The organism is Actinomadura harenae (assembly GCF_003696215.1).
Taxonomy (GTDB): Bacteria; Actinomycetota; Actinomycetes; order Streptosporangiales; family Streptosporangiaceae; genus Spirillospora; species Spirillospora harenae.
On record NZ_RFFG01000016.1, the window covers coordinates 74,696 to 87,871 of the forward strand.

At 70.2% G+C, this 13,176-nt stretch carries 12 protein-coding genes; 6 read left to right on the forward strand and 6 right to left on the reverse strand.

Annotated features, from left to right (window positions below; translation table 11 throughout):
- Positions 1-32: 32 nt before the first annotated feature.
- A complete protein-coding gene (locus tag EBO15_RS11635; RefSeq protein WP_147481455.1) occupies positions 33-986 on the forward strand; it encodes a terpene synthase family protein in 954 nt (317 codons plus the stop codon).
- Positions 987-1,043: 57 nt separating this feature from the next.
- Here the strand turns inward: EBO15_RS11635 and EBO15_RS11640 are convergent, their stop codons facing one another.
- Positions 1,044-1,943, reverse strand: coding sequence for a phosphotransferase (locus EBO15_RS11640; RefSeq protein ID WP_122194358.1), 900 nt, complete (start codon positions 1,941-1,943; stop codon positions 1,044-1,046).
- A gap of 70 nt (positions 1,944-2,013) precedes the next feature.
- Complete coding sequence (locus EBO15_RS11645) at positions 2,014-2,925, reverse strand: SDR family oxidoreductase (RefSeq protein WP_122194359.1); 912 nt, start codon at positions 2,923-2,925, stop codon at positions 2,014-2,016.
- 120 nt (positions 2,926-3,045) lie between these two features.
- Here EBO15_RS11645 and EBO15_RS11650 point away from each other — a divergent pair, with 120 nt between their 5' ends.
- Positions 3,046-3,648, forward strand: coding sequence for a TetR family transcriptional regulator (locus EBO15_RS11650; protein ID WP_122194404.1), 603 nt, complete (start codon positions 3,046-3,048; stop codon positions 3,646-3,648).
- 90 nt (positions 3,649-3,738) lie between these two features.
- Here EBO15_RS11650 and EBO15_RS11655 read toward each other — a convergent pair whose 3' ends face one another.
- Together EBO15_RS11655 and EBO15_RS11660 are read right to left on the reverse strand one after the other, a co-directional pair.
- Positions 3,739-4,854 (reverse strand): pentapeptide repeat-containing protein, encoded by a 1,116-nt coding sequence (locus tag EBO15_RS11655; RefSeq protein WP_147481456.1) that lies wholly within the window; start codon positions 4,852-4,854, stop codon positions 3,739-3,741.
- A 301-nt stretch (positions 4,855-5,155) separates the two neighbouring features.
- Positions 5,156-5,668, reverse strand: a complete 513-nt coding sequence (locus EBO15_RS11660) for a MarR family winged helix-turn-helix transcriptional regulator (protein ID WP_147481457.1) — start codon at positions 5,666-5,668, stop codon at positions 5,156-5,158.
- 91 nt (positions 5,669-5,759) lie between these two features.
- On the opposite strand from EBO15_RS11660, the gene EBO15_RS11665 reads away from it, so the two are divergent.
- Positions 5,760-7,232, forward strand: a complete 1,473-nt coding sequence (locus EBO15_RS11665; RefSeq protein WP_122194362.1) for a DHA2 family efflux MFS transporter permease subunit — start codon at positions 5,760-5,762, stop codon at positions 7,230-7,232.
- Positions 7,233-7,457: 225 nt separating this feature from the next.
- On the opposite strand, the gene EBO15_RS45215 is transcribed toward EBO15_RS11665, so the two are convergent.
- Positions 7,458-8,138, reverse strand: a complete 681-nt coding sequence (locus EBO15_RS45215) for a winged helix-turn-helix transcriptional regulator (protein WP_199744476.1) — start codon at positions 8,136-8,138, stop codon at positions 7,458-7,460.
- Positions 8,139-8,209: 71 nt separating this feature from the next.
- On the opposite strand from EBO15_RS45215, the gene EBO15_RS11675 reads away from it, so the two are divergent.
- Positions 8,210-8,989: a hypothetical protein gene (locus tag EBO15_RS11675; protein ID WP_122194363.1), complete on the forward strand. Its 780-nt coding sequence runs from the start codon at positions 8,210-8,212 to the stop codon at positions 8,987-8,989.
- A gap of 119 nt (positions 8,990-9,108) precedes the next feature.
- Here EBO15_RS11675 and EBO15_RS11680 read toward each other — a convergent pair whose 3' ends face one another.
- Positions 9,109-10,194 (reverse strand): helix-turn-helix domain-containing protein, encoded by a 1,086-nt coding sequence (locus EBO15_RS11680; RefSeq protein ID WP_122194364.1) that lies wholly within the window; start codon positions 10,192-10,194, stop codon positions 9,109-9,111.
- 99 nt (positions 10,195-10,293) lie between these two features.
- Between EBO15_RS11680 and EBO15_RS11685 the strand changes: the two genes are divergently transcribed.
- Together EBO15_RS11685 and EBO15_RS11690 are read left to right on the forward strand one after the other, a co-directional pair.
- Complete coding sequence (locus EBO15_RS11685; RefSeq protein ID WP_122194405.1) at positions 10,294-11,535, forward strand: MFS transporter; 1,242 nt, start codon at positions 10,294-10,296, stop codon at positions 11,533-11,535.
- A 203-nt stretch (positions 11,536-11,738) separates the two neighbouring features.
- Complete coding sequence (locus tag EBO15_RS11690) at positions 11,739-13,148, forward strand: RICIN domain-containing protein (protein WP_147481458.1); 1,410 nt, start codon at positions 11,739-11,741, stop codon at positions 13,146-13,148.
- The last annotated feature ends 28 nt before the right edge of the window (positions 13,149-13,176 follow it).

Genomic DNA, 13,176 nt, shown 5'->3' on the forward strand with positions numbered 1-13,176 from the left:
CGGGCACCTTCCGTGACCCGAACGGGAGCGCCATGCGACCGGCTTTGAGGATCCCGCCGCTGTACTGCCCCTTCCCCGACCATGTCCATCCCGACGCAGCGGAGATCGATCGCACCTCACTGAAGTGGCTCGACGGTTTCGGCCTCATCACCGACCCCGCCGTACGCGGACGCTTCGGCCGATCGAGGATCGGCTGGCAAGCCTCGAGTACGACACCACACGCTGATCGGGAGCTGGTGCAGCTCCACGCCGACTGGCAGATGTGGCTGTTCGCCTTCGACGACGTCCGCTCAGAGGAATCCGAGGCGGGCATGCATCCCGGCCTGATGGCCCGGACCCTGGCGTCGTACCTGCGGATCCTCCAGGACCCCACAACGCAGGTGCCCGAGGACGATGCGTTCACTGCGGCGCTCCGGGACCTGCGCCACCGGCTGGAGGCGGTCGCGAGCCAGGCGCAGGTCGATCGGTTCGTCACCTCCGTGCTCGGCTACTGGTTCGCCCAGGTCTGGGAGGCCGCCAACAGGGCCGATGCGGCGTGGCCCACCGTCGAGGAATACGCCGCCATGCGCGTTCATACCGGCGCGGTACCGACCTGCCTGGCCTTGATCGATGTCGTCGGCGGATTCGAACTGGACGCCGCCGAGCTGGCCCGCCACGACGTGAAGGCGCTGACCACCAAAGCCGTCAACGTCGTCTGCTGGGCCAACGACATCCACTCCTACGAAAAGGAAGCGGCCCGCAGCAACCATCCCGTCAACCTGCCCGCGCTGCTGCACCGCCGTGACGGCGGCGGCATTCAGGAGGCCATCGACCTCGCCGCGAGGATGCACGACGACGAAGTCACCGCCTACCGCGACCTCCGCCACCGCACAGCGGCAGGGAAGAAACTGGAACGCTACCTGGACGGCCTGCAGTCATGGATGCGCGGCAACCTGACCTGGTCACTATCGACAGGCCGATACCAGCAGACGGCCGACCAGACCTGAGGCACCCGCTCGACGGAACAGCGATCACGAGGGCGCGCGTCGCGGTGCGAGCACACCTCAGGGCCGGAGGGCGAAGAAGGCGTCGATGCGGCGGCGGTGGTAGTCGAGGTAGTCGTCGTCGAACCGGTCGCCGCGGCGGCGCGCCTGCTCGTAGCACGCGGCCTCGCGGCGCAGCCGGTGCCGGATCAGCTGGGCGACGGTCTCGTCGTCCATGGCGCCCGCCGTCCCGCCCGCCTCGAGGTAGTCGTCGACGAAGCGGCGGCGCTGCTCGAGGGTCGCGGCGTACTCGTCGGTCCACTCCAGTGCGACGGCCGCGACCTCCAGTTCGGGTGCGCCGACGATGGCCGTGTCCCAGTCCAGGACCGCGACGAGCCGTCCGTCCCGGGCGAGCGTGTTGCCGACGTAGTAGTCGCCGTGCAGCGGATGCCGAAGCGACCGGCGGCGATGGAACTCCAGCAGCCAGCGGTCGAGCTGCGGATCGGCGAGGTCGGGGACGTCCTGCGGCGGCTCGCCGTCCAGACCGCCCTCCAGAAACCCCGCCACCGGACGGGCCGGGGGCCGGAAATCGGCCAGGCCGCGATGGAGCCGCGCGAGGAGCCGCGCCCCTTCCCGGCGCATCGACTCCTCGCCGATGCCCGGCCACTCCCCCTCGACGAACGGCCAGACCGACACGGGCCGCCCGTCGACGCGGACGACCGTGGCCCCGCCGCGCGTGCGCAGGGGCGCGACCGCCTCCGGCACGGTCGCCGCCGCATGGGCGGCGACCGCGTGGCACCACTCGGCCTCGGCGCTGCTCCACCCCAAGGGTCCGATCCGGATGACGAGGTCACCGGCCCGGTACGCCGCCGACTCCTCGCCGCCGTGCAGGCGCGTCGGCTCGTCCTCGATGCGCCGCCCCCACTCCGTCAGGACGGCGGCGCGCATGGCCGCGGTCAGCGGCGTCTCCACGGAAGCCACCGTCCCGACCGTACCCGTCCACTCATGATCTTGGTCGGACAGCGCACGTCCCCGAGCTCCGCGAGAGGAGTCAGGAGATCGGCGTGGTCAGGTAATCGCCGTGCTCCATGTCTTCGAGTAGGGACGGGTGGGTGGGCGTCCAGCCGAGCAGCTCCTGGGTGTAAGCACTGCTGACGGGCCCGTCGATGCCGTAAAGGGTCGCCATGAACGGGTTCACGAAGTGCGTGGCGGCCTGGTCAGGCGTGAGCGAGACCGTGGGCAGGTCCAGGACACGGGCGATCGTCTCGGCGATGCTCTTCAGGGTGACGCCGCTTTCGGCCACTCCGTGCAGCACGCTGCCCGCCGGTGCCTTCTCCACTGCCAGGCGGAACAGGACCGCTGCATCGAGCCGGTGCACCGCAGGCCAGCGGTTCGTGCCGTCCCCGACGTAGGCCGAGACGCCGGTCTGCCGTGCGGTGGCGATGAGCATCGGGATGAATCCGTGGTCGTGCGGGCCGTGAACGGTCGGGGCGAGCCGGACCACGCTCGCGCGCACTCCCCGGGCGGCGAAGTCCAGGCAGGCTCGCTCTCCCGCGATACGGAAGGCGGCGATCCCGGACGTGTCGGGTTCGTCCTTCTCGGTGGCCTCCCGGCCGGTGGGCATGACCAGGGTGCCCGAGGTGACGACGAGGGGCTTGCCGGAGTGTTCCAGCGGACGGCCGAGCGTCTCGATCGCGGTCCGGTCGCGCCTCATCATGTCGTCGGGGTCGGAGAAGTCGCCGCCGAAGGCCATGTGCAGAACACCGTCGGCGGCCTCGGCGCCGCTGCGCAGGCTGTCGAGGTCGTCCAGGGAGCCGGGGTGCGGCGTGGCCCCCAGTCCCTCCAGACGCGCGGCGGCGGCGTCCGAACGTGCCAGGCCGGTAACGCTGTGACCTGCCGCGATGAGCTCAGAGACAATCGCGGGACCGGTGAGGCCGGAACCGCCGGTGACAAAGAGATGCATGTGGATCTCCCACCTATCGCCAGTGACTGGCGCTACTTAGCGCCAGTCACTGACATTAAGTAGCGTCAGTGGCTGGCGTCAAGTGAGGCCAGCGACTGACATATGCACTATCCTCAGGACGTGCCACGAAGCGGAGCCGAAGCGCGCCGCCGCCTTCAGCAGGCGGCCTTGGACCTGTACCGGGAACACGGGTTCGACCAGACCACCACGGCCGAGATCGCCGCCCGGGCCGGCGTCAACGAGCGCACGTTCTTCCGGCACTTCCCGGACAAGCGCGAAGTGCTCTTCGACGGCGAGGCCGGCCTCCGCGCCACACTGACGCAGGCGGTGACCGAAGCCCCCGATGACCTGCAGCCGCTCGACGTGCTGCTCGGCGCCTTCCGCAAGGCCGAACGGATCCTCGAGGACAACCGCTCGTTCGCCGAACCACGAATGCAGGTCATCGCGGAAACGCCGGCCCTCCGCGAACGCGACCTGGCCAAATCAGCGGCCCTCACCGACGCGGTGGCGGACGCGCTACGACAGCGCGGCGTCGCCGACCGGCTGGCCGTCCTGGCCGCCAAAACCGGATGGGCCGTCTTCCATCAAGCCGTCCAGGCCTGGATCGACGACCCCTCGCAAACCCTGGACGCCCAACTCCTCCAAGCCTTCGCCGACCTCCACACCCTCTCCGCGCCAACCACGAACCTGAACCCCGAGTCCCGTGCCCCGATCGCCCCATAAGCGATCCTCAGCCCCGATCTGAGCCGGCGACGAAGGACCGCAGGATCTGCTTCTTGCAGGGGTATGGGCAGGTGTGGCTGCACGGCGTCGTCAGCCACCGCTGCCAGGGGCCGGGTCTTGGACGATGGTGCCCGTTGTGCCCTCGGCGGGTTCAATGCGCCAATGCGGAGGGAGCTGGTGCACGAGGGCGGTGTCGGACACCGTGATGATGCCTTCCAAAGCGTTGGCTCGGCCCTGGAAGTCCGCGCCAGGGAAATGGATGTCGGCCTCGAAGGTCACACCGCGAAAGGTCGTGTCGCCGGCGAAGGTGGCGTCTGAGAACAGGGCGCGCCCGGTGAATCTCGTCTCCCCGAACACGGCGTGGCCGGTGAAGGTCGTGCGACCAAAGAACGCGCCGCCGCCGAATGTCAGGTCGACGAAGCCGACCAGGCCTCCGGTGAAGCCGGCGCCATGGAACTCAGCGTCGCCGCTGAACTCGCCGCTGAAGAGGGTGTCGCCGGTGAACGTTGCATAGTGGAAGAAACCCCGGGAGACTCGGCAGTCGAACAGGCTGAAGTCGATGAGTGTGGCGCCGGTGAGGTCGAGCTCGATGTCAGCCCAGAACTGGTCAGTGGCGGGGCGCAGCCGCGCGCCCAGGATCCGCTGGGCGGTCAGGCGCACATGGCGTTCCTGCTCCCAATCGGTAGCACGGGCATGGCCGGCGCTGGTCAAGGTGACCCGGTCGGGTGCGGTGAGGGAGGCCAGTTCCTCTTCCGAGACCTCGGGCTCCGGTCGCTCAACTGGAAACGGCATCCTCAGGTAGGCGCAGATGATGTTGACGATCGTCTGCCGGTGTCCGGGGTTGCCGTTGGCAAGTCGCTCCAGTGTGTACAGAGCGGTGAGGCGCACTGGGGCCTTGTCGGAGCCGAGTTGCTCGGCGGCTGCGTTGTACAGCTCGGTGACCCGGCGCTCGATCGCGTCCTGGCGCCGTTCGGCGGCGTCCAGCTCGTTCAGCGCGGTGGCGAGCTCTGCATGACGCTGCCGACGGAACGCCAGCATCAACCCGACCGCCGCACCCGCGCCGGCACCGGCGGCCAGCCCGGTGCGGACCGCATCCACCCGGATCCGGGCCCGCTCGGTCCCCGCTTGGGCACCGTCGGCGACCTCCAGCAGCCACGCGGTCGTCAGCCAGATCGCCGTAGCTGCAGCCCCGGCGGCAAGCAGCATCCACAACCCCGCTGCCAACGGCCGCACTCGCAACGGCCGACTCGCACGCCGCTCCCGCGCGCTGGCCCAACCGCGCCGCGCCAGCTCCACTCCGCGCTCTGCCCGACTGTTCACAACGATCATTCAAGGCGCTTCGCCCCTCCGGCGCGGGCCGGTGGCCACAAGAGGGCGGACACAGGGGGCTTGAGTTGGCATTGGGAACAGTCACGTCGACGTCAACCGAGGCGCCACCGAGGGCGGCCACCGACCAGGTGCGCGCGATACCTGTCGTCGATCAAGGGGGCGATGGCGCGACGCCCCGCTACGAGACCATGCGGTCGCATTCCTCCACGGTGGCCTCGTAGTTGCGCTGCAGGAAGGTCTGAACGGTAGCCAGTTCCTCGCCGGAGAAGGCGGCCATGACTTGTCGACTGCGGGCGTCGAGCCTCTCGTAGAGGGCCGCGATCCGCTCCAGCCCTTCAGGGGATGCCTCGACCAACACGCGCCGACGGTCTTGGGGATCCTGCATGCGCTGCACGTAGCCCGCCTTCTCCAGACGGTCGAGCATGTGCGTGACCGCGCCGGTGGTGCGTGCCAGCTGGGTGCTGAGTGCACCGGCGGTGGAGGCTCCGGCGCGGTTGAGGACGTGCAGGCAGAGCAAGTCGGTCGTGGCGATGCCCAGACGCTGGGCGATCAGGTCGTTGAAGCGGCCCAGGGCTCCTGCGAGGTCGGTCATGGCCTCGATGATCCGGCCGGCCGGGTCTGCCACCCCTCCGTCCGCGGCCGACTCCGAGTCCGCTGCGGGCAGTCGCCCACCCTTCGGGTTGACGGACATCCACACTCCCGTTTATCTTCGCGATTCAGATACTTAATCTTGCAGCTAGTCTAGCGACGCGCTGCGACAACCATGAACAGGAGGGCTTCCCGTGTCCACCGGCACGACATCCCCCGCCCCCACACCTGTCACGGGCACGGGCCGCACCGTGGCGCTCGTCGTCATCCTGCTGGCGAGCTTCATGGACCTGCTCGACGTGACCATCGTGAACATCACCCTCCCGTCCGTCGAAAACGACCTCGGCGCCTCGTCGGCGCAACTGCAGTGGATGCTCACCGGCTACACACTCGCCTTCGCCCTCGGCATCATCACCGGGGCCCGGCTCGGTGACCTCTTCGGCTACAAACGCACCTTCCTCGTGGGCATCGCCGGCTTCACCATCGCTTCCGCCCTGTGCGGCGGCGCTCCGACAGCCGAGGCGCTGGTGGTCGCCCGCATCGTCCAGGGCCTCTTCGCGGCGGCGATGGTCCCCCAGGTGCTCTCGCAGATCCAGGTGATGTACGCACCCCATGAGCGCGGCGGCGCGATGGCGGCCTTCTCCTCCCTGTCCGGACTGGCGGCCGCCGCCGGTCCCATTCTCGGCGCCGCTCTGCTGGAGGCCGACTGGTTCGGCCAAGGCTGGCGCGCGGTCTTCTGGATCAACGTCCCCGTCGGCGCTCTGGCCCTGGCCGCCGCCCTCATGGTTCTGCCGGAGGCGCGCGGCGCCACCCGGCCGCGACTGGACGCCGTCGGTATGCTCCTGTCCGCAGCGGGCCTCGTCCTGATCCTCTACCCGCTGATCAAAGGCAGTGCGGAACGCCCCTGGCCGCTGTGGACGTACCCCAGCATGGCAGTGGGCATCGCCGTGCTCGCCGTCTTCGTCCGGCACCAGAGGTCCCTGTCCGCCCGCAGTCGCTCCCCGCTGATCGAGACCGGCCTGTTCCGGATCCGTTCGGTCGGCGGTGGTCTCCTGGTGCAGTTCTTGTTCTTCCTGCCGGTGATGGGCTTCTTCCTCACCTTCATGCAGCTGCTCCAGCCTGGCCTCGGCATGACCCCCATGAAGGCGGGCCTGACGATCCTGCCTTGGCCCATCGCCACCACCGTCGCCGCCGGCCTTGGAGCAGCGGTGCTGCTGCCCCGCCTCGGACGCACCACCGTCCAGATCGGAATCGTCGTCCTCGCCGCAGGATTCGTCCTGCTCGCAGCAACCGCCACGGACGCCACCCACGACACCGGCGTTCTGGCCTTCCTTCCCGGCGTCATCGTCGGCGGCGCCGGCATGGGGCTGACCGTCGCCCCCCTGGCTCAGCTCACCCTCGAAGAAGTCCCGGCCGTCCACGCCGCCTCCGGCTCCGGGTTGTTCAACACCGTCGCCCAGCTCGCCGCCTCCGTTGGCGTGGCCGTCATCGGCACGGTCTTCTTCAGCCGCCTGACAGGACACAGCGGTCCGGCTCTCGACCGCTACACGACCGCCTACGGCGCCACCCTCTGGGCCAGCCTCCTCTTGCTCGCCGCCACCCTTGCCGCCTCCTTCCTCCTGCCCCACAAGAAGAAGGCCTCCGAGCAGGTCTCATCGCCTACGTAGCCGGCTCTTGCCGATGCGGAAGTCGTTCGCACACGACCGAGGTTCTGAACAGCTGCCCAGGACCCGAAGGGGCGAGAATGGGCGGACACCGGGCCGTGGTCCGCCCATTCTCACATCGGTCATTTCTGAGCACGCGAATCGTCGCCGTCATCACGCAGAGCTACTTTGCGGCTGGTCGCACGTACACGAGTCCTGAGCCGATCACCCGTTCGCACTCGCGGTCTTTCAGGTGGTCTCGCCTTGGCCGTCCTCGGCGGGGCGCACGGTGGCGGGCAGGGTGCTGATCAGGTGCTGGAATCGTTGGAGGGGTTCGGGCTTGCCGGTGATGTCCACGTCGCGGTCCGCGCGGGCGAAGACGTAGGCGGCCAGGGACTCGGTGGTCGCGGTGATGGTGACGTCCGCCTGTGCGGGTGCGGTCTTCGCGGTCAGCGACCATTGGTGGCCGTCGCTTTCGAGCAGGTAGTCCGTGCCGTCGAGCCGGAAGTGCCAGCGGGTCGGTTCGTGGTCGGCGGTGGCGAGGTCGATGCCCTGGACGATGGCGCGGAGCAGGTGCTCGGCGTGTAGCGGTTCGCCGGCCTGGGGCCAGCGCCACGCGTGCTGGAGCCCCCACTGCCCGAGCGTGTCGATGACGGGTCCGAGGTCGGCCCCGGCCGGCGTCAGGTGGTACCAGACCTCGCGCCGGCCCGGCTCGCGGTCGGCGGCGACGATTCCGTTGTCCTCGAGCTCGCGCAGGCGCTGGCTGAGCGTCTTGGGTGTGATCCCGCCGAGGCGCTCCATCAGGTCGGTGAACCTCTTGGCGCCGGTGAGCAGGTCGCGGATCACCAGCAGGGTCCACCGGTCGCCGACACGTTCCAGGGCGCGTGCGACCAGGCAGAAGTGGTCGTAGGTGCGAACGTTCCGAGTCACGTCCTCATAATACTGGTTGACAGATACTATCTCTTACATACTATCTTGGAGATATCTACAAGGAGGGTGCCATGTACGACCCACCTGGATATCTGTGGGCGATCACGATCATCGGAGTCACCGCGTTCCCGCTCGTCACCTGCGTCGTGCTCTACGGCGGCGCGGAACACGCCGGTCTGAGCCGAAGCCGCGCGGCGCTGCTCGCCGGCGGAGCGGCCGTCGTCATCGGCGGCTGGTTCGCCGCCAGCGCGGTGATCGCGGACAACGGCTGGTACGGCAGGCAGCCCGGCGTTCAGATGCCGTGGATACCGATCGCGGTGGTCGGCTTCCTGAGCACGCTGCTGGCCCTCGGCCGGATCCCGGCGGTGAAGCACGCCCTGGAGGCCCCAGGCATGACGAGCCGTCTCCTGCTCCCCCACTCGTTCCGCGTGACCGGGGTGGTCTTCCTGCTCGTCATGGGCCTCGGTCATCTGCCCGCGCTGTTCGCCCTACCCGCGGGTCTGGGTGACATCGCCGTCGGGGTCGCCGCGCCCGTGGTCGCGCGCAAACTCGCCCAGGGCACGGGGTACCGCGCCGCCCGGCGGTTCCACGCTTTCGGCATCGCCGACCTGGTCGTGGCCATGGTCCTTGGGGCCCTCACCGGGTACCAGCTGCTCAACGTCCCGTCGTCCGGCGCGGCGATCAGCGCACTCCCGCTCGTGCTGATCCCGACGGCCGCCGTGCCCCTGCTGTTCGCCCTGCACATCACGTCGCTGTCCCAGCTCGCCACAGCCTCACGGACGCCGCGGCCGACGACCGGTTCGCCCTTGGAACCGCGCGCCATCGTCGCGGACGGGCCCAGCGTCCCGTGAACGAGGAAGGCCCCGGCCAGACCATCGAGACCCGGGTCCGCTGGGGAGAACGCTGACCGTACCTGCCGCGTTGGGCGTCGGAGGCGGCGGGCGGGCGTGTTCCGGCGGTCCTGCGCTGCTCAGCGCAGGACCGCCGCCAGCAGGTCGGCTCCCAGCGTCGTCAGGTCAGGCACGTTGAGGGCGTATCGGACGTAACGTCCCTGCCGTTGGGACGTGAGCAGGCCCGCGCGGCGCAGGACGGCGAGGTGCCGGGAGACCTCCGGCGGTGAGAGCTCCCAGGCGTGGGCCAGCTCGCCGGTGGTGTGCGGGCCGCGGGCCAGGGTGCGGAGCAGCCGCAGCCGAACCGGATGTGCGAGTGCCTCCAGCCGATGCGTGACCGCTTCGAGCGACACGGGCTCCGATGGACTCGCCTCGGCCACGGGGTACTGCACCACCGGCTGCCACCCGGGCGCGTGAACCACCACCAGGTGCGGGCGGCCGAAGACACTGGGGAGGAAGGTGACTCCGGTGTCGTGAGCGGTGGTCGCGTTGTCCTGCAGCTTGTCCACGATGATGCCGTCGCCGTCCGGCGCCAGGGTCACGGCGCCGGAGACCGACGCGAGCGCCGCCCCGATGCCCTGGCGCTTCAGCAGGTCGTTCTTCAGGCGCAGGTCGGTGGCGAGTCGCACGGCGACGTCCGTCCAGGCGGCGTCGAAGAAGGCCTCGGCGCACTGTTCGAGGGTGTGACGCACCCGCGTCCGGACGGCTGCGGGGTCCGCGAGCAGCCGTTCCGCGAAGGCCTCCTGGAGCGTGCCGCGGGCCTGGGCCAGGTCCAGGGCCCGCTCGCGCGCTGTCGCGTCGGCGAGTGGCGACGGCCCGGCGAAGTGGACCCGGTTGCTGCCGCACGTGGTGACGAGCGCGGCGGTCACGTAGGTCTCGTCGTCGATCCGGTCCACGTCGTCCAGCTCCTCGGCGAGCGTCGGCCGGGGACGGGCGGGGACCAGGAAGTCGGCTCGCGAGGAACGCCAGAGGAACTCCGCCTCCTTGAGCCGCTCGGCCAACTCCGGCCGCAGCCCGGCCCAGACGTCCCCGGCCCAGCCGGCGAGCTGCGGGTGATGCCCGGGTTCGGCCAGCACGTGCAGCATCGCGGTCAGCTCGGCCAGTGGCGAGGCCGCGAACCGCAGCCGCCCGGACGGCAGGCCACCGATGTCGATCCTCAACGTCATCCCCTCATCATCGCTGGTCGAAGGGCCGATGACCGCGTCGATTGACGGCGTCCGTCAATCGTTCCGGGCATCCCGGAGGCCGGACGCACCGTGGACGCCATGGCAACCACCACCAAGATCCAGCCGCGCGCCCTCGTCCGCGCCTCCGGAGGACCCCGCTATGCCGTCGCCCTGGCCGTGGACGCGCTCGGCACCGGCCTGCTGCGGCCCTTTCTGCTGCTCTACGGGGTGACGGTGCTGAGGCTGTCCGCGTCGGCCACCGGCATCGCCATGACGATCGGCGTCGTCGTGGGCCTGGCCTGCATGCCGGCCGTCGGCCGGTGGCTCGACCGGGGCGCACGCAGCACGGTCGTGGCGGCGTCCATGCTGGTGCGGGTGCTGGGCGTGGCGCTGCTGATGGCCACCCCGGCGGGACACGTCTGGCCGTTCGCGGCGGCGGCGCTCTTCCTCGGCATCGGCAACCAGGCATGGCCCGCCGCCCATGCGGCCCTCGTGGCCACGGTCTCCCACGGCCGCGAACGCGACGCCGCTCTCGCGGGAGGCCGCGCCCTGCGCAACGCGGGCCTGGGCGTGGGCGCCCTCCTCGCCACCGCATGCCTGGCAGGCGGTGCCTCCGCACTGCAGGCGCTCGCGGCCGTCACCGGGCTCGCCTATCTCGCCGCGGCGGCCTTGGCCTGGTCGGTCCACCTGCACGCGGACCCGGCGGCCGCCCCGTCCAGGGACGGGGCCGACGGGCCCGCGCCTCGGATGCTCGCGCTGCTGGCCGCCAACGTGATCTACGCCTTCTGCCTCAACGTCACCGAGATCGCGCTCCCCCTGATCCTGGTCACACAGCTGCACGCGTCCCCGGTGTGGTCGGCGGCCGTCTTCGTGGCGAACACGGTGCTGGTGGTCACCCTCCAGGTTCCGCTCACCGTCCTGCTGTCCCGCTTCTCCCGGCGGACCGTGCTGGCTCTCGCCGGCGTGCTTCTCGCCGCGTCCTACCTGGGCTTCCTGGCGGCCACCTCCCTGGGACACGTCTGGGGCGCCCCGGCCGTCGCCGTCGTGTCCGTGGCCAGCACCATCGGCGAGATCATCTACGCCGGCACCGCCACCGCGCTCGTCACCGCCATCGCCCCGGCCCATGTCCTCGGACGCGCCCTCGCCCGCTTCCAGCTCTCCACCGGCTTCGGCCTCGCCGTCTCCCCTGCGGTCACCACCGGCCTCGCCGCCCACGGCTCGGCCGCCCTCTGGGGCAGCCTCTCCGCCGCGACGCTCCTGTCCGCCTCCGCCGTCGCCACCAACAAGGACCGGGCAACGCGACTCAGCGGCTTCCGGCGCCGGGCACGAGCAGGCTCGTGACCTTGGCGATCACCTCGAAGCAGGGACGCTCTCCAACGTCCCACGCCGGTACTCCGCCCTTCACGCGCGTGGCGCGGGGCCGTGCGGCACATGTGGTGACCTGCGTGTTGATCGGGTGAATATCCGGTGCTGATCGATACGCCGTACTTGTGATGCCCGGAGCGGACGGAACCGCCGTCCGCGAGCACCGGGAGACATCACACGTGAGAATCCATCCCCCCGCCTCGCGCGCCGTCATGGCGCTCCTCGCCGGAGCCGCGCTGGTCGCGACCGCCGGCGCCGCCACCACCGCCTCGGCGTCCACCCCTGCCTCGCCGACGCCGCCGGACGGCGGGCACGTATCCGGCCACCAGGTCGCGGCCCTGCGCGGCGCCGCCCTCAACAGGACGGTCCCGAAGGGCGTCACGCAGCGCTTCATGAACCACCGGAAGGGCGTCGGGTTCATGAAGCCCTCGCCCCGGACGCTCTCCCCCGCCGTCTCCGGCTGGGACGGCGCGCAGCACCTCACCTGGGGCGTCACCATGAAGGGCACCGGCGTCGCGGGCGGCGTCACCACGCAGTCGGTGAACCCGAACGGACGGCTGCAGAACCCGTCCGACCCCGACACCGTCTACGCCCCGACCTTCCTGCCGAACGCCAAGCAAGGCTGCATCGAGGTCACCACCTGGTACAACGCGGGCAGCGCCCAGATCGGCGCCTGGAACTGGTGCGACCCGAAGGGCCAGTACGGCTTCCAGGCAGGCGTCCCGATCGACCAGAACTTCCTCGGCACCTACACCAACGGCGACTCGTCCTACCGCGTCTGGCAGCAGCAGACCGACGCCTCGCCCAACACCTGGACGGCCTACCTCTACAACTACAAGACCAAAGCGTGGGACTCCCTGTTCACCAGCTCCGGCACGTCCGGGCTGACGAACTACCCGGCGGGCTTCGGCTGGAACATGTGGGAGGTCTACACGAACTACAACGCCTCCACCGGCCAGGGCTGGTACTGCAACGACTTCACCCCCCAGCGCTGGACGAGCCGCGACCTGTCCCTCCTGCCCCCGGGCGGCAGCTGGACCAAGGCGGACGCCTCCAGCACCAACACCGACACCCCCCGTACCGACAACGGCCTGTGCAACGACGGCCGCGCCTTCCGCACCACCGACGGCCCGGCCGCCTGGGAGGTCGTCCCCACGTCCGGGACCTTCCCGACGCAGCGCGTGAAGCTGCACTCGGCAACCGGCTACAACGCCGACGTGGACGGCGCGCTGACCGCCAACGGCACCAAGGTGAAGGCCGAGGTCGACAACGGCAACGACGCCCAGCGCTGGAACCTGGTCGGCCAGGCCGACGGCAGCTACGAGGTGCAGTCGGCCATCGCCACCGGCAGCGCCCTGGACGCCAACACCAACACCGCCTCCACCGTGGACGGCACCTCCTACTACACGCAGCTGTGGTCCTTCGGCGGCGGCACCAACCAGAAGTGGCGGTTCAACGCCCAGCCGGACGGCACCTACACGATCACCGCCTACGACGGCGGCTGCCTGACCACCAACGGCCAGGGCAGCGTGCTGGGCTACTGGAAGTGCACCGGCGCCACCAACCAGAAGTGGCAGATCACCCAGTAACCCGCTTCACCGGACAGACAGCGTGACG

Bases quoted from the DNA above. Each gene is read 5' to 3' on its own strand.
- EBO15_RS11635 (WP_147481455.1), top strand. From the start codon at position 33: ATGCGACCGGCTTTGAGGATCCCGCCGCTGTACTGCCCCTTCCCCGAC.
- EBO15_RS11645 (WP_122194359.1), bottom strand. From the start codon at position 2,925: ATGCATCTCTTTGTCACCGGCGGTTCCGGCCTCACCGGTCCCGCGATT.
- EBO15_RS11655 (WP_147481456.1), bottom strand. From the start codon at position 4,854: ATGCTGCTTGCCGCCGGGGCTGCAGCTACGGCGATCTGGCTGACGACC.
- EBO15_RS11660 (WP_147481457.1), bottom strand. From the start codon at position 5,668: ATGTCCGTCAACCCGAAGGGTGGGCGACTGCCCGCAGCGGACTCGGAG.
- EBO15_RS11675 (WP_122194363.1), top strand. From the start codon at position 8,210: ATGTACGACCCACCTGGATATCTGTGGGCGATCACGATCATCGGAGTC.
- EBO15_RS11680 (WP_122194364.1), bottom strand. From the start codon at position 10,194: ATGACGTTGAGGATCGACATCGGTGGCCTGCCGTCCGGGCGGCTGCGG.
- EBO15_RS11685 (WP_122194405.1), top strand. From the start codon at position 10,294: ATGGCAACCACCACCAAGATCCAGCCGCGCGCCCTCGTCCGCGCCTCC.